At 44.5% G+C, this 19118-nt stretch carries 16 protein-coding genes and 8 tRNA genes; 20 read left to right on the top strand and 4 right to left on the bottom strand.

Going from position 1 to position 19118, the window contains the following annotated elements; all coding sequences use genetic code 11:
• Positions 1-214 precede the first annotated feature (214 nt).
• Positions 215-1081 carry an archaetidylserine decarboxylase gene (gene asd / locus HC752_RS10615; protein WP_190335096.1) on the bottom strand — a complete coding sequence of 289 codons (867 nt, stop codon included), beginning with the start codon at positions 1079-1081 and terminating at the stop codon, positions 215-217.
• A 134-nt stretch (positions 1082-1215) separates the two neighbouring features.
• On the bottom strand, positions 1216-2271 hold the full coding sequence (gene rsgA / locus HC752_RS10610; RefSeq protein ID WP_190335095.1) for a small ribosomal subunit biogenesis GTPase RsgA: 1056 nt from the start codon (positions 2269-2271) through the stop codon (positions 1216-1218).
• 80 nt (positions 2272-2351) lie between these two features.
• On the opposite strand from rsgA, the gene orn reads away from it, so the two are divergent.
• The 9 genes from orn (at position 2352) to HC752_RS10565 (ending at position 4084) form a co-directional block, all read left to right on the top strand.
• Positions 2352-2897 (top strand): oligoribonuclease, encoded by a 546-nt coding sequence (orn, locus tag HC752_RS10605; protein WP_190335094.1) that lies wholly within the window; start codon positions 2352-2354, stop codon positions 2895-2897.
• Positions 2898-3140: 243 nt separating this feature from the next.
• A tRNA-Gly gene (locus HC752_RS10600) sits at positions 3141-3216 on the top strand.
• A 63-nt stretch (positions 3217-3279) separates the two neighbouring features.
• Positions 3280-3356, top strand: a tRNA-Met gene (locus HC752_RS10595).
• Between the two features lie 32 nt (positions 3357-3388).
• Positions 3389-3464: transfer RNA gene (locus HC752_RS10590), tRNA-Gly, on the top strand.
• Positions 3465-3527: 63 nt separating this feature from the next.
• Positions 3528-3604: transfer RNA gene (locus HC752_RS10585), tRNA-Met, on the top strand.
• A gap of 32 nt (positions 3605-3636) precedes the next feature.
• Positions 3637-3712 (top strand) — tRNA-Gly (locus HC752_RS10580).
• A 49-nt stretch (positions 3713-3761) separates the two neighbouring features.
• A tRNA-Gly gene (locus tag HC752_RS10575) sits at positions 3762-3837 on the top strand.
• Positions 3838-3899: 62 nt separating this feature from the next.
• Positions 3900-3976 (top strand) — tRNA-Met (locus HC752_RS10570).
• 32 nt (positions 3977-4008) lie between these two features.
• Positions 4009-4084: transfer RNA gene (locus HC752_RS10565), tRNA-Gly, on the top strand.
• Positions 4085-4874: 790 nt separating this feature from the next.
• Here the strand turns inward: HC752_RS10565 and queG are convergent.
• Positions 4875-5987 carry a tRNA epoxyqueuosine(34) reductase QueG gene (gene queG, locus HC752_RS10560; RefSeq protein ID WP_190335093.1) on the bottom strand — a complete coding sequence of 371 codons (1113 nt, stop codon included), beginning with the start codon at positions 5985-5987 and terminating at the stop codon, positions 4875-4877.
• A 239-nt stretch (positions 5988-6226) separates the two neighbouring features.
• Between queG and tsaE the strand changes: the two genes are divergently transcribed.
• The 11 genes from tsaE to motX all read left to right on the top strand — a co-directional run bounded on the left by tsaE (position 6227) and on the right by motX (position 17862).
• Positions 6227-6691: a tRNA (adenosine(37)-N6)-threonylcarbamoyltransferase complex ATPase subunit type 1 TsaE gene (gene tsaE / locus HC752_RS10555; RefSeq protein ID WP_190335092.1), complete on the top strand. Its 465-nt coding sequence runs from the start codon at positions 6227-6229 to the stop codon at positions 6689-6691.
• On the top strand, positions 6685-8397 hold the full coding sequence (locus HC752_RS10550; RefSeq protein ID WP_190335091.1) for an N-acetylmuramoyl-L-alanine amidase: 1713 nt from the start codon (positions 6685-6687) through the stop codon (positions 8395-8397). Before tsaE ends, HC752_RS10550 begins: the two co-directional genes overlap by 7 nt.
• Positions 8397-10367, top strand: a complete 1971-nt coding sequence (gene mutL, locus HC752_RS10545; RefSeq protein WP_190335090.1) for a DNA mismatch repair endonuclease MutL — start codon at positions 8397-8399, stop codon at positions 10365-10367. The genes HC752_RS10550 and mutL overlap by 1 nt, the downstream gene beginning before the upstream one ends.
• Entirely contained in the window at positions 10367-11299 is a 933-nt protein-coding gene (miaA, locus tag HC752_RS10540; protein ID WP_190335089.1) for a tRNA (adenosine(37)-N6)-dimethylallyltransferase MiaA, read from the top strand. The genes mutL and miaA overlap by 1 nt, the downstream gene beginning before the upstream one ends.
• 115 nt (positions 11300-11414) lie before the next feature.
• Entirely contained in the window at positions 11415-11678 is a 264-nt protein-coding gene (gene hfq, locus HC752_RS10535; RefSeq protein ID WP_190335088.1) for an RNA chaperone Hfq, read from the top strand.
• Positions 11679-11704: 26 nt separating this feature from the next.
• Entirely contained in the window at positions 11705-12994 is a 1290-nt protein-coding gene (hflX, locus tag HC752_RS10530) for a ribosome rescue GTPase HflX (protein WP_190335087.1), read from the top strand.
• 45 nt (positions 12995-13039) lie between these two features.
• Positions 13040-14221 (top strand): FtsH protease activity modulator HflK, encoded by a 1182-nt coding sequence (gene hflK, locus HC752_RS10525; RefSeq protein WP_190335086.1) that lies wholly within the window; start codon positions 13040-13042, stop codon positions 14219-14221.
• A gap of 2 nt (positions 14222-14223) precedes the next feature.
• Positions 14224-15267, top strand: coding sequence for a protease modulator HflC (gene hflC, locus HC752_RS10520; RefSeq protein WP_190335085.1), 1044 nt, complete (start codon positions 14224-14226; stop codon positions 15265-15267).
• A 76-nt stretch (positions 15268-15343) separates the two neighbouring features.
• A complete protein-coding gene (locus HC752_RS10515; protein WP_190335084.1) occupies positions 15344-15529 on the top strand; it encodes a DUF2065 domain-containing protein in 186 nt (61 codons plus the stop codon).
• Between the two features lie 200 nt (positions 15530-15729).
• Positions 15730-17046 carry an adenylosuccinate synthase gene (locus HC752_RS10510; RefSeq protein WP_190335083.1) on the top strand — a complete coding sequence of 439 codons (1317 nt, stop codon included), beginning with the start codon at positions 15730-15732 and terminating at the stop codon, positions 17044-17046.
• Positions 17047-17223: 177 nt separating this feature from the next.
• Entirely contained in the window at positions 17224-17862 is a 639-nt protein-coding gene (gene motX, locus HC752_RS10505) for a flagellar protein MotX (RefSeq protein WP_190335082.1), read from the top strand.
• Positions 17863-17910: 48 nt separating this feature from the next.
• On the opposite strand, the gene hmpA is transcribed toward motX, so the two are convergent.
• A complete protein-coding gene (hmpA, locus tag HC752_RS10500; protein WP_190335081.1) occupies positions 17911-19083 on the bottom strand; it encodes an NO-inducible flavohemoprotein in 1173 nt (390 codons plus the stop codon).
• Positions 19084-19118: the final 35 nt, after the last annotated feature.

The raw sequence follows: 19118 nt of genomic DNA, 5'->3' as shown, positions 1-19118 counted from the left end.
AACGCCCGTTTTTGCCATGTCTTTGTTGTCGATTCGTCCTGCTGAGTAAGTAAGAGAGGTGGGGGAGCGAACATTGGCAGAATCAATGAAGATTGTGAGGCTTATTTGGAGCGTGTTGGTGATTTGGAAAGATGTGTGTGACCTATTGAATAGAAGTGTGTTTTTATCAAAAAAGGCAGGCTTTAGCCTGCCTTTAGCGGTACATGTATCGCCATTAATCGTCCAGTTGATGCGCGTAAGGTGTACCCATCATCGTTGGTGCGTTGATCTGCATGCTGTCATCGAACTTGATGCTGTCTTTTGCGAACAGGTTGATAACGGTTGAGCCAAGTTTAAATCGACCCATTTCCTCACCCTTTTTCAGTACAACCGCTTTGTTGCCTTCCGCTGGGTAATCCCAAGTGTAAACCGTGTTACCACGAGGTGGGGTTACCGTACCTGCCCATACGAGTTCGATACTGCCAACAATCGTTGCCCCCACAAGCACTTGTGCCATCGGACCGAATTCTGTATCAAAGATACAAACAACCCGTTCGTTGCGAGCGAATAGGTTGGGCACGTTCTCCGCTGTTAATGGGTTTACAGAAAACAAATCGCCAGGTACATAAATCATTTTACGCAGCGTTCCATCACAAGGCATGTGTACCCTATGGTAGTCACGAGGAGATAGATATAGCGTTGCAAATTCGCCATCAATAAACTCTTCAGCCAATGTTTCACTGCCACCTAACAGCTCTTGCGCCGAATAGTTGTGACCTTTTGCTTGAATGAGCTGCCCATCTTCAATTGGACCGAATTGGCTTACACAGGCATCGGCTGGGTGCGAAATGACGGAACTCCCTTGCGCAATAGGGCGAGCCCCTTCTTTGAGCTCACGTACAAAAAATTCGTTAAACGTTTTGAAGTAAGCGGGATCCGAATGCAATGCTTCATCCATGTTGACGTTGTACTGCTTGATAAACCAACGAATTACGGCGGTGGTTAGGCTGCCTGCTTTTGCACTCGCCAGTTTACCGACAAGACGCGTTAATCCATGTTGTGGGATCCAGTACTGGAGACTCACTTTAATTCTATCTAACACAATTGGTTCCAAATTGTTTTACAAGTCGGCGCGAGATGTTACTGAATCTCACTTCTGTTGTCAGCTTCTTTACATTAAGGGTTTACGATTTACCACAAAATTGTGGCAAATATCGCCAAGAGGGAGCCTTATGATTACAAATCGGCTTTTTTATTGCGTGAGTACTGCCTGTTAGCTTTGTTCTCACCCATGCTATCAATAATGCGGTGGTAGTTTTCAAAACGGATATCGCTGATGTCTCCGCGTTCGACCGCTTCACGTATAATGCAGCCAGGGTCATCATTGTGTTTACAATCGCGAAACTTACAGCCACCTAGAAACGGTCGAAATTCGATAAAAGCTTCCGTCACTTCTTCGGATTCTAAATGCCAAAGACCAAATTCACGCACTCCTGGCGAATCGATAAGGTCGCCACCTTTAGGGAAGTGATACAGTCTTGCGGTGGTCGTTGTGTGTTGCCCTAAGCCCGAGTTTTCAGATACGGCACCTTCTTCGGCATCGACTTCCGGCATTAACGCATTGACTAAGCTGGATTTTCCGACGCCAGATTGCCCTACGAAGATGTTGATTCTATCTTTAAGTTCGGCTTGCAGTTCTTTGATCCCTTCTCCGGATTCCTTACTGACAAACAGGACTTTGTAGCCAATTTTCTCGTATTCAGCTAACCATTCAAGATAGGTTTCGCGTTGCGCCTTATCAAGCAAGTCGATTTTATTCAAAACGATTAAAGGTTCAATATTTAATGTCTCGGAAGCCACAAGGTAGCGATCAATAATATTGAGAGAAAGTTCAGGCAAAACAGAAGTCACGATCACCATTTGATCAATGTTCGCTGCCACAGGTTTTAAGCCGTCGTAGTAGTCTGGACGAGTTAAAATGGAAGTTCTTGGTTCGACAGCTTCAACCACACCCGCAATACCGGCCATAGATTCATGCCCCGATCGCCAGATAACTTTGTCTCCAGAGACTAAACTTTCAATACCTCGTCTGAGATTGCAGCGATGGACGCTTCCAGATTCACTGTCTTCAATGTCGGCGTGTTGACCAAAGCGAGTGATGACCAGCCCCGATTTAGCTGATCCCAACATAGATTCTTCCCATTGGATGGTTTCTTCTTGGGTTAATCGCTTTTTTTGATTATGACGAACGCGTCGTACTTGACCTTTTGTGAGCTTTTTCTTTTTTGCCACGGATTATCAACTTCTTTAGTTGGAATTCCAAAATAGGTGGGTATGATACCTCTTTTATCAACAAAATAGGCAATTCATCTATGTCGTTCAGCGATCAAAACTTAATTTGGATCGATCTCGAGATGACAGGGTTAAACCCTGAAACCCATAAGATCATTGAAATCGCTACTATTGTTACCGATAGTGAGCTCAATATTCTCGCTGAAGGACCCGTTCTCGCAATTCATCAACCTGAAGAAGAGCTGGCGAAAATGGATGAATGGTGCACAACCACTCATACAGGCAGTGGTTTAGTAAAGCGGGTAAAACAGAGTACAGTGACAGAGCAACAAGCCATCGAGCAAACGATAGAATTCTTAAAACACTGGGTGCCCGCTGGTAAATCCCCCATTTGCGGTAATAGTGTCGGTCAGGATCGTCGTTTTCTCTATGAATTTATGCCGGAGCTTGAAGCGTACTTTCATTATCGCTGCATCGATGTCAGCACCATTAAGGAGCTGACACGTCGATGGAAACCTGACGTGCTAAAACAGTTCTCAAAAACAGGAAGCCATCTTGCTTTGGATGATATTCGTGAGTCCATCGCTGAACTTCGGTTTTATCGCAAGCAAGTATTTAGCATCTAGTTTCCCCTCAGTGTTACCCGTGCTGTCTTTCTAAGGTGTCTGAAAGTGCGGGTATCGGTGAATGTTGAGCTTTTTAAAATCAACCTTATATGATTGAATTGCTTAAGGGATGAACGAATACGATGAGTTTTGTTTCTTTTTTCATCGAATCGACATTTTTTTTGATTTTTTTGAATGAAGGGCTTGCATCAAAAGAAAATGCTCTTATAATTCGCAGCCCTAAACGGCGGAAACGTTGTGAATGCGACACTAGCTCAGCTGGTAGAGCGCAACCTTGCCAAGGTTGAGGTCACGAGTTCGAACCTCGTGTGTCGCTCCAGTTTCCACGCAGTTTGGAAGTGACAAGCTTTCATCATGCTTTAAATGATGACGACAATACGGACGCGGGGTGGAGCAGCTTGGTAGCTCGTCGGGCTCATAACCCGAAGGTCGTCGGTTCAAATCCGGCCCCCGCAACCAAATTTAGGTTGATTGCTTTTGCGATGAATCATGCGACACTAGCTCAGCTGGTAGAGCGCAACCTTGCCAAGGTTGAGGTCACGAGTTCGAACCTCGTGTGTCGCTCCAATTTCCACTTAATATGGAAATAATAAGCTTTCATTATGCTTTAAATAATGACTACAATACGGACGCGGGGTGGAGCAGCTTGGTAGCTCGTCGGGCTCATAACCCGAAGGTCGTCGGTTCAAATCCGGCCCCCGCAACCACATTTAGATTGATTGCTTTTGCGATGAATCATGCGACACTAGCTCAGCTGGTAGAGCGCAACCTTGCCAAGGTTGAGGTCACGAGTTCGAACCTCGTGTGTCGCTCCACTTTCTAGCCTGAAAGTAAAAAAGCTCTTATCGTGCTTAACGATGATCTGCGACACTAGCTCAGCTGGTAGAGCGCAACCTTGCCAAGGTTGAGGTCACGAGTTCGAACCTCGTGTGTCGCTCCAGATTCTTTCCCTATTGGGAAATATAAGCGCTCATCATGCTTTGAATGATGACGAAATACGGACGCGGGGTGGAGCAGCTTGGTAGCTCGTCGGGCTCATAACCCGAAGGTCGTCGGTTCAAATCCGGCCCCCGCAACCACATTCAGATTGATTGCGATTGCGATGAATCATGCGACACTAGCTCAGCTGGTAGAGCGCAACCTTGCCAAGGTTGAGGTCACGAGTTCGAACCTCGTGTGTCGCTCCAAATTTCCTTCGTTTAGGAACGAAAAAGCACTTAAACATACAAGCTTGCTAAGGTTGAGGTCACGCCTAGTTCTTTGAAGTTCAGGTACCTCGTGTGTCGATCTGAATTTTTTCACTTAGCAACTGAAAAGTGCTTAGAAAGTAAAATTTCTCACTATAATTATTAGTGGCTATTCTCCTGAAAGGGAATGATGTGAAGACGCATCAACCGCTCTTTATGAATGCTGTGAAGCATTACCCCAGAAAGAAACAAAACAATCACCCAGTCGGGTGTTTTTTTCGTTTTCCATTTAAAGCTAGCCGATGCCATAAACGGTGCTCAGTTTTCCACTGCTTTCAATAAGTATATAGGGGAGCCTGCTGCATGTTTACAATTTAACTAACAGACTTATCCACAAATCATGTTCTGTGGATAACTTGGTTGATAAATTGTTTTATTAAGGGGTTTTGAAAGGATTGGCAAGGATCATTCTTTTGTTTTCGTCATCACGGGTAAAGATGAAACTCATGTAAGTCTATGTATATAAGGCGTCGAGAGATGCTTTTACTTTCCGATGGATGCAAGGGTTAAGATCATTAACTCGTATTTTTTTGATCCTCGTCATTTATTGTATCTGTGTTTAACTTTTCATTATCCAGCTATCTGTGCTACCAAATTCGCTTTTTTCCACATAGAGTACTTTTTGAGAATTAAATCAAATTATAGGTATAAATACCGTCTCAGATTTTGAACTTTTCATTACAGAAAATAAATTCTTGGGCGTTCTATAAGGAGTCAGTTTCCTAAGTCATTAGGCATCTCTTGGTAAACCTTTTTGGATAATTCTGATTAAGCGCTCTTTTTTCCTATCTTTTATCGGTGTTTTTGCCATTTGGCTATCGATTGCCCATTGAATGTGCTCGTCCAAATTGTCATCCATTCCCATTCTCCCTCGAAGAGCATAGACGATGTCCTGAGAAAAGGGCGCATTTCCCATGGCGACAGCGATATTTCTCATCCACTGTATATGACCAATGCGTCGAATTGCGGAACCTTCCATTTTTTTCAGAAACTCTTGTTCGGACCATGAGATCAAAGTGATAAGTTCGGAGGAGCCAAATGCATCACGCCGATGAAAGTCTGTTTGGTCAGTAATGTCAGCTTCGCGGTTCCATGGGCACACTAATTGGCAATCGTCACAGCCGTATATCCTGTTACCCATTTTAGAGCGAAGCTCCACTGGGATTTTTCCACTGAGTTCAATCGTCAGATACGAAATACAAAGACGAGAGTCGATCACCCCTTCACTTACAATAGCCCCTGTTGGACATGAGGTAATGCATGCTTTGCAACTTCCACACTGATCGGAAGACGGTTCATCGACAGGTAAGGGCAAATCAATCAGCAGTTCACCTAGGAAGAACCAAGAGCCAGCGCTTTCATCTAATATCAGAGAATGTTTTCCCGTCCAACCCAGCCCTGCTTTTTGAGCTAAGGGGCGTTCCAAGAGCGGTGCCGAGTCGACAAACGGACGATAGCCAAACTTTCCTACCTCTTGCTCAATTCTTTGCCCTAGCTTTTTAAGTTGATTGCGTACCAATTTGTGGTAATCGCGTCCAAGGGCGTATCGGCTTACGTAACCTTGGTTAGGGTCTTTAAGGTTACTTGCAAATTGAGCATCGGGAGGGAGATAGTTCATACGAGCGCTGATCACCCGAACGGTTCCGGGTAATAATTCGTCTGGTCGCGCGCGCATCATTCCGTGGCGAGCCATCCAGTCCATTTCTCCGTGGTAACCTGAGTCTAGCCAGTCTTGTAGTGGTTTTTCGTGCTCTTTTAAGTCGACATCACAAATGCCTACTTTTTGGAAGCCAAGTTCTATAGCCCACTGTTTAATTTTGACGGCAAGTTCGGAGTAATCCATGATGCAAATAGCGTGAAAAAAGGGCGACGATTCTAACTGATCCTATAAGTAAAAAGAACACCTTTCCAGTAGAGAAAATTGGATACATACGGCTAGCTTGAGCTAAAAGGCTTCATAAATGGGTATTTTTTTATCGTTTCTTAACAGATAAGATCTTGTCTCTCAAAACCAACACGGTTTACTATTCCGTTTCTTTTGAATTTAATATAGTCGTTGATCGATACTGGAACATGCAACAAATGAACATGAAACATTATTCTCTCATTGATGAAAGCGCGACGGTCGAATTTGGACAGCTTGTAGCGAAGGCATGCACCCAGCAAACGACGATTTACTTACATGGTGATTTAGGCGCAGGCAAGACGACGTTCAGCCGTGGCTTTATAAGGTTTCTTGGGCATGTTGGTAATGTAAAAAGCCCAACCTATACATTGGTGGAGCCTTACCAGTTAAAAGAGTGGCAAGTGTATCATTTTGACTTGTATCGGCTGGCAGACCCAGAGGAGTTGGAGTTTATGGGGATTCGTGATTACTTTACTCCGGATGCTATCTGTCTTGTAGAGTGGCCAGAAAAAGGCGAAGGGCTTCTACCTTCTCCTGACTTGGATATTGAAATGAAATATGACCAAACCCAACGTATTGCAACGGTTACCGCGAATACGGATTATGGTTATGCTTTGCTTAAGAATTTGGAGTCGTGTTGATTTATAAGCAATTTCGAGCATTTTTACTGCTTGCTTTCTTTTTTCTGTTCGGGGTTGCTGGCAAAGTATCAGCGAATACGCTTGAAGGTGTAAGAGTTTGGCCTTCGCCGGAAGAAACCCGTATTGTCATTGATTTGAGCAGTGAAGCCAATTACAGCTACTTTACACTAACGAATCCAGCGCGTTTGGTTGTGGATCTTAAACAAACGAATGTGAAAGCTAAACTGCCCAACAACGTGAAAGATTCTGAGGTACTCAAAAAAATTCGGAAAAGCACCCCGCCTGAAAAAGGCACTTATCGCTTGGTCTTCGAATTGAAGAAGCCAACCACCCCAAACTTATTCAAGCTCAGTCCCACACCCGGTGGGCAGTATGGTCATCGTCTCGTGATCGATTTGCCTCACGGCAAAGTCAGTGAACCTGCTAAAGTTCTGCCATCGAAGCCAATTGTTCCATCTACACTTTCACCCGGTAAGGATGCCTCTCAATTTTTAGGGTACGCTGACGTCATTATTGCAATTGATCCTGGGCATGGTGGTGAGGATCCCGGTTCCATCGGACCCACAAAAAAATATGAAAAACACGCGACGCTAGCGATTTCTAAAAAACTGGCACGAGAGCTTAACCAAGTACGTGGTGTTCGTGCTGTGTTGACCCGCACTGGTGATTACTTCGTTAACCTTAATAAACGTTCTGAAATCGCGCGGGAAAACAAAGCACACTTGCTTGTTTCTGTGCATGCCGACAGCTTCCGCTCTCCGCAGCCGCGAGGTGGATCTGTTTTTGTTCTGAATGTCAGAAGGGCAAACAGTGAAATTGCTCGTTGGGTCGAGAAGCATGAAGAGCAATCAGAGTTACTTGGTGGGGCGGGTGAGGTGCTCTCTAAGCACAACAACGATCGCAACCTAAGCCAGACCCTTCTGGATTTGAAATTCAGTTATTCTCAGAAAGAAGGCTATAAAGTCGCAACCAATATTCTGAAAGAAATGGGCAAAGTGACTCGTCTTCATAAGAGCGAACCCGTTCACGCAAGCTTGGCCGTATTAAAGTCGCCAGATATTCCTTCGGTATTGGTTGAAACGGGGTTTATTTCTAATCCAACGGAAGAAAAGTTGTTATTCCAGCCTGCACACCAAGATAAGTTAGCTCGGTCATTATCGAAAGCCATTGTGGATTATTTTGAAGCGAATCCACCAGAAGGTACTTTGTTGGCAAATAAAGGTGCGAGTATTAAGCACAAGGTGGTACGTGGGGAGTCGTTGTCTCGAATTGCACAACAATACGGAACGACAATTCAAGCCATCATTGAAACGAATAAGCTAAAAAGTACCCATATTTCTGTTGGGCAAGTACTGATTATTTCAGGAAACACTCCAACGACGCCATCGACGAAAACTCAGGTTATTACACATGTCGTGAAACCGGGTGAGTATCTTGGGAAGATAGCGAGCAAGTATAATGTGTCCGTCGCGAGTATTAAACAGCAAAATAAGTTGAAGTCGAATACGCTAAAGGTTGGGCAGGAGTTAAACATTCAGGTCAAACTGAAAGATAAACCAGTGGTGAAGCATAAGGTTAGAAAAGGCGAGTACCTTGGAAAAATTGCATCTCAATATGGTGTGTCGACTTCTGCCATCAAGAAAGTGAACAACCTCAAATCTGATACCTTATCGGTAGGACAGGTTTTGATCATTCCGAGCAAATAATGACGATAAAAATACTGCCTGCACGTTTGGCGAATCAAATTGCCGCTGGTGAAGTGGTTGAAAGACCCGCGTCTGTTGTAAAAGAACTGGTTGAGAACAGCTTAGACTCTGGCGCGACTCGCATCGATATTGATATAGATAAAGGTGGCGCTAAACTTATTCGTGTCCGTGACAACGGTAAAGGCATCATTAAAGGCGAACTTGGATTGGCGTTGAGTCGTCATGCCACCTCGAAAATCCACACATTGGATGATCTTGAAGCCATTATGAGTTTAGGGTTTCGAGGCGAAGCGCTCGCCAGTATCAGCTCCGTTTCTCGATTAACCATCACATCCCGACCTGCAACCCAAGATCAGGCATGGTCTGCATACAGTGAAGGTCGAGATATGGAAGTAAAGCTCCAGCCAACGGCTCACCCGATAGGTACGTCCGTCGAAGTCTTGGATTTGTTTTTTAACACGCCCGCCCGTCGAAAGTTTTTACGTACAGAGAAAACGGAATTCTCACACATAGACGAATTGCTAAAGCGCATTGCTTTAAGCCGATTCGATGTGACCATCAATTTGCGCCATAACGGGAAAATGATTCGACAGTATCGCGCAGCGAAAACAGGTCGCCAAGAAGAAGCCCGTATTACTGCTGTGTGTGGCAGTGCCTTTGTCAGACACATGCTGAAAATCAGTGTGGAGCATCAAGGGCTGAAATTGCATGGTTGGGTCACCACACCGGAAGGGGCTCGTCAACAAAGCGACTTGCAGTATTGTTATGTGAATGGTCGAATGATGAGAGATAAACTGATCAATCATGCCATTCGACAGAGCTATGAAAACGGCTTAAGTCCCGATCAGTTTGCCACATACGTCTTGTTTATTGAGCTTGATCCCCATCAAGTTGATGTGAATGTGCATCCCGCGAAACACGAAGTACGTTTCCATCAAGCGCGGCTAGTACACGACTTTATCTACCAAGCACTGAGTGATGCATTGTCGCAAGCAGAAGTCATTATTCCGATAGAAACGCGTGCTTCAGCTTATTCTCAGTCTGAACCCAATGAATCACAGCATCGTATAATGGAAGCCATTGCAGGTTCGCCAGCGTATCCTGGAAAAGCCGATCAGACTTCCGACAAAGAGCCAATATTTTCTCAGCACTTAACGAATACCGAATCAAGTGGCTCTGTTCAGCGTATTCACACACCATCAACAAGCAATGAATGGCAGCAAGCGAGAGTGTCAAGCCATTCAGGTTCTGGCAGCGGTAAAAATAGGCCTCAATGTAAAGAAGACGCACCAAGCTGGCAGGAAGTTGAAGCATACAAAGAGTTACTTAGCACATCTGAAGATATAAACCCCATAGAGCGCGAAGCGCAAAGTACACCGAAACCTCCACGTACTCTAGAAACGAAGCGTGATGATTTTGTTTTGGGTAAAGCGTTTACAGTCGTTGGTGAACAATATTTGTTGATGGAAGCGAAACCAGAATGTGTGCTAGTCAATTTACCAAGGGCGGAGTGGTATCGAACTCAATGCCAGCTGTCAGTGAGTGGGTCTCCTTTAAAAGCTCAGCCTCTCCTTGTGCCGCTTTCGCTCAAACTGGATAAGAACTTGGTTGAACAGGTTTCACAATTTGATACTTTGCTTCAGCGACTTGGAATTCAGCTGCGTGAAAAAAATACGCGAGGTATCATGGTGATGGCCGTGCCACAGCCCATCAGACAGCAAAATCTGCAATTATTGATACCAGATCTGTTATCGTATCTACAGAACCAAACCCAAGAAATTGAGGCGAAGCAAGTTTCTAATTGGCTGGCAACTAAAGTGACTCAGGTTAAAGCAACCTACTCAACATCAGAGGCCATACAATTAATTTCGGACATTGAAAACCTGAGAAAGGGGCGGCTGCCCGTTGATGACCCAGTGTTTTGTCAGCCGATTGATTTCGCATCCACCATTGCAGCATTGAATTCGTGATGACAGATAAACTTCCATTGGCCCTATTTTTAATGGGACCAACAGCGTCGGGTAAAACCGAAGTAGCAATACGATTAAGACAAAAATACCCAGTGGAGATCATTAGCGTTGATTCGGCGTTGATCTACAAAGGTATGGATATTGGCACAGCAAAACCAGATGAGCGAGAGCTAGAACTTGCTCCGCATCGTTTGATCGATATTCTTGACCCAAGCGAATCGTATTCTGCGGCGGATTTTCGTCGAGACGCACTCGAACAAATGCATGAAATCGTTTCGCAAGGCAAAATTCCCCTCTTAGTTGGCGGAACTATGCTGTATTACAAGGCTCTATTAGAAGGGTTGTCGCCTTTGCCTGCGGCAGATCCCGCAATTCGTCAAGAAATAGAGCAAGATGCGTTGACTTTTGGTTGGTCAGCATTGCACGATAAACTAAAAGAAATTGATCCAGTATCAGCGAAGAGAATTCACCCGAATGATCCACAAAGATTGTCACGGGCATTGGAAGTTTACAAAATTTCAGGTAAAACTCTTACTGAACTGACCAAAAAGCAAGGTAAGCCCTTGCCATTTAAGGTAAAGCAATTTGCGATAGCCCCCAAGGAAAGGGCAGAGCTCCACCGCCGTATCGAGCTCCGATTTGAAAAAATGATCAATGCAGGATTTGAAGAAGAAGTTCAGGCGTTATACGCTAGAAAAGATCTTCATCCGGATCTACCTTCGATTCGATGTGTTGGTTACAGGCAAATGTGGGATTATTTGGATGGGAGTTGCTCGTTGGATGATGCGGTTTTTCGCGGAATCTGTGCAACCCGTCAATTGGCCAAGCGACAAATCACCTGGCTGCGCAGTTGGGATGGTTTAACTTGGTTAGATAGCGAACACATTGAAGATGCACTAGAAAGTATGTCAAATGCCATAGCATCGGATTGATTTCACTGTGTATAATGTGATCGTTTTTGCGCACTTTTTCATTTAGCTCGAATGCAAAAACAGCTCTCGGAATAGCTAAATAAAATTAAAAATACAATCAAATAAGGAAAATAAAATGGCTAAGGGGCAGTCTTTACAAGACCCATTTCTAAATGCGCTACGCCGCGAGCGTGTACCTGTATCTATCTATCTTGTTAACGGTATCAAACTTCAAGGTCAGATCGAGTCTTTCGATCAGTTTGTGATCTTGTTGAAAAATACTGTTAATCAAATGGTTTACAAGCATGCGATCTCTACTGTGGTACCTGCTCGTGCGGTAACGCATCACAGCAACACAGAACGTTCTCCTGAACGTCCACAAGAGAAATCTGAAGATTAATAGTACTTTAGTAAGGAGTTGAGTGCTTGTTTGACCGTTATGAAGCCGGTGAGCAGGCTGTACTTGTTCATATCAACTTCACGCAAGAAGGTGAATGGGACGATCTAGCAGAATGTGAAATGCTAGTGAAGTCCGCAGGGGTTGAAGTTCTGCAAGTTATCACTGGCAGTCGTCAGTCCCCACACCCTAAATACTATGTCGGGGAGGGTAAAGCTCAAGAAATTGCTCAAGCAGTGCAAAGTGCTGGAGCGGAAATCGTGATCTTTAACCACTCCCTTTCTCCTGCCCAAGAACGAAATCTCGAACAACTTTTTAAGTGTCGCGTATTGGATCGAACTGGTCTTATCTTAGATATTTTTGCTCAGCGTGCTCGAACTCATGAAGGTAAATTGCAAGTAGAATTGGCTCAACTGCGCCATCTATCGACGCGCCTCATTCGTGGTTGGACGCACTTAGAGCGACAAAAAGGTGGGATAGGTCTTCGAGGACCAGGTGAAACTCAGTTAGAAACTGACCGGCGTTTGTTGCGTGATCGTATTAAAGCCATCCTTCGACGCCTTGAGAAGGTAGCGAAGCAAAGGGAGCAAGGTCGCCGAGCTCGTCATCGTGCAGAAATTCCAACCTTGTCTTTAGTTGGTTACACCAATGCGGGTAAATCGACATTATTTAATCGGATTACCGAAGCGGGTGTTTACGCAGCAGATCAATTATTTGCTACGTTAGATCCAACGTTACGTAAGATTGAATTAGACGATGTAGGAATGGCTATTTTGGCGGATACCGTTGGATTTATCCGACACCTTCCTCATGACTTAGTTGCTGCATTTAAAGCTACATTGCAAGAAACGCAAGAAGCTGACATTTTGTTACATGTTGTCGATGCCAGTGACGAGCGTTTTCGTGAGAATATCCATGCTGTTCATGAAGTACTTGAAGAGATTGATGCCCATGAAGTGCCAATGCTCGTCGTCATGAACAAGATTGACAATATGGAAGGCCAACAGCCTAGAATAGAATACAATGATGAGGGTATTCCTCAACGTGTTTGGGTTTCGGCGATGGAAGGCGAGGGCTTGAAGCTGTTGTTTGACGCACTCACCAAGCGGTTAGCGAGTCAAATGGTGCAGTATCACCTCCGAATTCCTCCCCTGTATCAGGGAAAATTTCGAAGTACATTCTTCCAATTGAAAAGCATTCAACAAGAAGCGTATGATAAGGAAGGTAATTTACTGATCGACGTCCGAATGCAACAAGTAGATTGGTCTAGACTAGAAAAAAGAGAAGGGGCAGTTTTAGGCGACTTTATAGTTACTTAATGGACTGCTACAGTATAACGTCATATCAAATGATGGAGCTTTCTAATGGCGTGGAATGAGCCTGGAAATAACAACGGCGATAATGGTCGCGATAAAGACCCTTGGGGGAATAAAAATCGTGGTCGTGATCAAGGTCCACCAGATTTAGATGAAGTGTTTAATAAGCTGAGTCAGAAGCTGGGTGGAAAATTTGGTAAGCGCGGAGGCAACGGCGCTTCTATCGGTGGCGGCGGTGCTATCGGTTTAGGTTTGATTGCAGTTGTTGCCATCGTAATTTGGGTTGTGTCTGGTTTCTACACCGTAGGCGAAGCAGAGCGTTCTGTTGTTTTACGCTTAGGTAAAGAAGATCGAATTGAAGGCCCCGGTCTTAAGTGGCACCCTAAATTTATCGATACTTATGAACTGGTTAATGTGCAAGCAATTCGCTCACTGAGAGCGTCTGGCTTGATGCTGACAAAAGATGAAAACGTTGTAACCGTTGAAATGGGTGTTCAGTATCGTGTTTCTGACCCATACAAATATCTATATGTCGTAACCAATGCTGATGACAGCTTGCGTCAGGCTACTGACTCCGCGCTTCGTGCGGTAATTGGTGATTCTCTGATGGATAGCATTCTGACGAGTGGTCGCCAGCAAATCCGTCAAAGCACGCAAGAAACACTCAATCGTATTATTGATGGTTACGATATGGGCATTGTGGTTGTGGATGTGAACTTCCAGTCGGCGCGTCCACCTGAGCAGGTAAAAGATGCGTTTGATGACGCGATTGCAGCTCGAGAAGATGAAGAGCGTTTTGTTCGAGAAGCGGAAGCTTATAAGAATGAAATCTTGCCTAAAGCAACGGGTCGTTCAGAACGTTTGAAGAAAGAAGCGTTGGGTTATTCTGAACGTACAATTAATGAAGCACTTGGTCAGGTTGCTCAATTTGAGAAGCTATTACCTGAATACCAAGCGGCTCCTGATGTAACTCGTGCTCGTTTGTACTTAGACACAATGGAAGAAGTGTACACCAGTACATCGAAGGTTCTCATTGATTCTGAGTCCAGCGGTAACCTATTGTACCTGCCAATCGATAAGATTACGGGTCAGGCAGCCGAAACATCAAATACTAAACGTAAGGCAAAATCGTCATCGGCATATGATCAGATCGAATTGGAATCAGAGCGTACTGATACCTCATCCTCCACGCAGTCTCGCTCTAGCGGCTCACGTCAAGGGAGATACTAATTATGCGTAAATTAATGATCCCTTTACTCGTTGTAGCGCTCGCGCTGTTCCTCATGTCTGTATTTGTGATTCCTGAAGGTGAAAAGGGTATTGTTATCCGCTTTGGTGAAGTTCAAAAAGACACGGAAACAGAAACCATTGTTGAAAACGGCATAGAAACCGTTGTTAACGTTCTAGATGAAAACGGCAAACCTGTCATTATCTCTAAAATTTACAACCCTGGCTTGCACTTCAAATTACCTTTGTTTGATCGTGTGAAACGTCTGGATGCGCGTATTCAAACGATGGACGGACGTGCCGATCGTTTTGTTACGTCTGAGAAAAAAGACGTGATCATCGATTCTTACGTTAAGTGGAGAATTGATGATTTTGGTCAGTACTACTTGGCAACCGGTGGTGGTGACACACTGACTGCTCAAGCACTACTTGAACGTAAAGTAACGGATGTTCTTCGTTCTGAAATTGGTGCTCGTGAGATCAAGCAAATTGTGTCTGGTCCTCGTAATAACGATGTACTTCCAAAAGATCTGAGCGCCGCAGAGTTAGCATCTGAAGCGGCTAAACAAGCTTTAGAGATCGACGGTGAGCGTGACAAGGTCATGGCTGATGTACTGAACGATACTCGCGTCAGTGCAAGTAATGACTTAGGTATTGAAGTGGTTGACTTTCGTATGAAGAAAATCAACTTGCCAGATGAAATCAGTGAATCAATCTATCGCCGTATGCGTGCGGAGCGTGAATCTGTAGCCCGTAAGCACCGTTCTCAAGGTCGCGAGAAAGCCGAGGTTATTCGCGCTCAAGCGGAGCTTGAAGTGGCGACTGTGTTGGCGGAAGCAGACAGAACTGCGCGAGTCACCCGAGGTGAAGCGGATGCAACTGCAGCTAAGATTTACTCTGATTCATACAGTAAAGACCCTGAGTTTTATAGCTTCCTTCGTTCTCTGAGTGCGTATGAGAAATCATTCAGCAGTAAGAGTGATATTCTTGTGCTTGATCCGAACAGTGAGTTCTTCAAGTACATGAATGATGCTATAGGCAGCAAATAGCGCAAGGTAATAAAACACGGTAAAGCCCCGAAAGGGGCTTTTTTGTACCCATTAACCTAATAGGAAAAGACACGTTATGTCAGACTCTTTATGGCTCGCTTTTGGGTTGGTTCTTATCGTTGAAGGTCTTGGCCCCTTATTTGTTCCTAACGGGTGGCGTAATATGATCAAGCAGCTTAGTGAGCAGGAAGACAATCAACTTAGAAGAATAGGTGGTTGCTTGGTAGTCGCGGGAGCGGTCATCGCTTACGTGTTTTCATAGCCCCTCTCTCAGAGCCCATTCCACAACCATTTTATCTACAGGGATAAGGGGTTGCCGCCTTTATTATTCTAGTGCTCAGTTATTATTCCTTCCAAGACATAAGGTTGAGCAAGTGTTTCACTTCTATGCCTAAAAAATGACTGCATCTTTTATTTTAAGGTGCTAGAATCCATTTTTAACTAGCAATCAGACTTGGAAAGATGGGAAATAACGTAGTCGTTCTAGGCACCCAATGGGGTGACGAAGGTAAAGGCAAAATCGTAGACCTTTTAACTGAAGATGCAAAATACGTGGTTCGCTACCAAGGCGGTCACAATGCAGGTCACACTTTAGTCATTGACGGTGAGAAAACCGTTCTTCATTTAATTCCATCAGGTATTCTTCGCGATAACGTAAAATGTGTTATCGGTAATGGTGTAGTTCTATCACCTGAAGCACTTCTAAAAGAAATGAAACCACTTGAAGAGCGCGGCATCCCAGTGAGCGAGCGTCTTTTCATTTCTGAAGCTTGTCCTCTAATTCTTCCTTACCATATTGCTCTTGACCAAGCGCGTGAAATGGCTCTTGGCAAAAAAGCCATTGGTACAACGGGTCGTGGTATCGGTCCTGCCTACGAAGACAAAGTGGCTCGTCGCGGTCTTCGCGTTGGCGATTTGTTCGATAAAGAAGCCTTTGCTGAGAAACTCAAAGAAGTGATGGAATACCATAATTTCCAGTTAGCACACTTCTACAAAGTTGAGCCTGTAAGTTACGAAGAAGTGCTAGAGCAAGCAATGGGCTATGCCGACCTTCTTACCTCTATGGTTATCGACGTAACGGATGAGCTTGATGCTGCACGTAAGCGTGGTGATAAGATCATGTTTGAAGGTGCTCAAGGAACACTGCTTGATATTGACCATGGTACTTACCCATACGTAACCTCATCTAACACGACGGCTGGTGGTGTAGCGGCAGGTTCTGGTTTTGGTCCTCGTCACATCGGTTACATCCTTGGTATTACTAAGGCATACTGCACACGCGTAGGTTCAGGTCCTTTCCCTACGGAATTGTATGATGGTCTGGATAAGCAAGATCCAGTCGGTAAGCACTTAGGTGATGTTGGTCAAGAGTTTGGTGCTACAACGGGTCGTCTGCGTCGTACCGGTTGGTTTGATGCTGTGGCTATGCGCCGTGCAATCCAAATTAACTCTATTTCTGGTTTCTGCCTAACAAAATTGGATGTGCTAGATGGTCTAGAAGAGCTGAAAATTTGTACAGGTTACAAGATGAAAGATGGCTCTATTTTAGAGGTTTCTCCAATGTCTGCAGAATCCTTTGAAGAAGCAACGCCAATTTACGAAACCATGCCAGGTTGGTCTGAAAATACCTTCGGTGCGAAGTCAATCGATGCGCTTCCTAAAGCTGCTCTTGACTACATTAAGCGTATTGAGGAGCTGACTGGTGTGCCAGTAGATATCGTCTCTACAGGTCCTGACCGTAACGAAACCATTATCAAAGTTCACCCTTTCAACGCGTAACCAACTGAACTTAAAATGATTTAAAATGCCAGCTTTTTTAAGCTGGCATTTTTATATCATTTTCGGTTACTTTTTATTCGCTCTCTGGCAAAGTATTGCCAAAGATCGGCAATACTTGTCTAAAGAGTTAGCGGGAATTGCCGATACAAAAGCACGGTATGAATAAAGAGTGCGATTATGAAACTACGAGCTGTAACGGCTTCGTTGTTACTCGCATTGTGCTCCCGAGTTGGTATTGCAAATGCAGATGACCATATTGGGGAGCCTGTGCCAGTTTACACCGAAGCTGAACTGATCAATCTGATTGAAAAGAACAAACATCTAGAACGGGTGAAGGCCGACAACTGCCAGCTTGTAGAGGATATCGTTGCTCGTGCGACTCGAATAAGCCTGCCTGCTTATGAATTTTTATATGGCGATATGCTGGCGTGGGGAGTCTGTGTTGATCAGGATGTGGAGTTAGGTCTCTACTACATGGAAAATGCGGCAAACCAAGGTCTACCTGCGGCTCTAGAGCAAATAGGGCGGTATTATTCTCGAGGGACGTTGGTTCAGCAAGATAAGGAGCGTGCGATTCCTTACCTTCGGGAGGCGGCATCTATGGGTAATATCAACGCTCGAATTCAGTTGGCTGAACTGTTACTTCGAGACTATGGTAGTCCTTTGGATTACGAAGATGCGTATCGCTGGTTATATAATTCGGTGACGCCAGATACACGTCAGCATCGTAGGATCTCTATGCTTCGGCAAGGGTTGGAACAGCGTATGCCAGAAAATATTATCGCGAGAGCTAAGCGGCGTTCTACATTCTGGTAAAATCAACATGCTCAAAGTATTCGAGCATGTTGATTCTCGAAGTGAAATTTACAGTACTTTATGAGGACCAAAGCACTCATAGTGAATGCGTTCTTTTGACACGCCAAGTTCTAACAGCTGATTCGCCGCGAACTGCATAAAGGCCACGGGGCCACAGAAATAAAAGTCAGTTTCTTGCCAGTTAATACGTTCCTTGATCTGTTTCAGCGTCATGAAACCCGACCTCACATTTTCTTCTCCTTTATGTTCTCTATACCAGTTGAACTGGTTGATCAATTCATAAGTTTCTTCCAATTCATTTACCCGTTCGGAGAAAGCATGATGCTCTTGGTTTTCTGTTGCGTGTAGCCAATGGATAGGTGCTTGGTGGGTATTTTTAATGGTTTCTATCATGGAGAGCAGTGGCGTTACCCCTACGCCAGCAGAAATCAGAGCGACAGGTGTAAATTGATCGCTGCTGAAAAAGAAATCGCCACATGGCGGTGCTAGATTAACTGTGTCACCGACTTGCAAGTGATTGTGTAAAAAGTTTGAAACAACACCTTCTGATTCACGTTTTACTGAAATCCTATAGCTGTTGCCATTTGGCGCGTCTGACAGGCTGTATTGTCGAATTTCTTGGTACTCAAATTGCTCAGGTTTGAGGTATATACCTAAGTATTGACCAGGCTTATAATCAACCACGGGTTTCTGATCCTTTGGCTCAAAAACAAAACTGGTAATGACTTCGCTCTCTTTAATCTTCTGTTTAACGACAAATTCACGTGTTCCACGCCATCCGCCTGTTTGAGCTTCTGTCTCAGAGTAAATTGACTCTTCGCGGTCTATAAACACTTTGGCAAGCAAACCATAGGCTTCTCCCCATGCTTCCAAGACTTCCTGACCCGGATTGTATAACTCATCTATTGTTGCAAGAAGGTGACGACCAACGATTTGGTATTGCTCTGAGGTAATGTTGAAACTGGTATGCTTTTGAGCAATTTTTTCCACAACAGGCAGGAGCACTTCAATATTATCGATGTTTGCTGCGTAACCGTGTACGGCATTGAAAAGCGCCTCTCTTTGAGCGCCGTTTTCTTGGTGGGTTAAGTTAAATATATCCTTTAGTTCAGGATTATGAGTGAACATTCTGTTGTAGAAATGTGTTGTTAATGCAGGGCCGGTTTCGGCTAAAAGTGGTGCTGTGGATTTTACGATATTGATGGTTGATTGCTTAAGCATTTTTGCTTCCTATCTAAACATATATTTATAATGCA

Source organism: Vibrio sp. S9_S30 (genome assembly GCF_014694455.1).
Lineage (GTDB): Bacteria > Pseudomonadota > Gammaproteobacteria > Enterobacterales > Vibrionaceae > Vibrio.
Note: the sequence above shows the minus strand (reverse complement) of the source record. Positions and strands in the feature narration are given on the sequence as shown.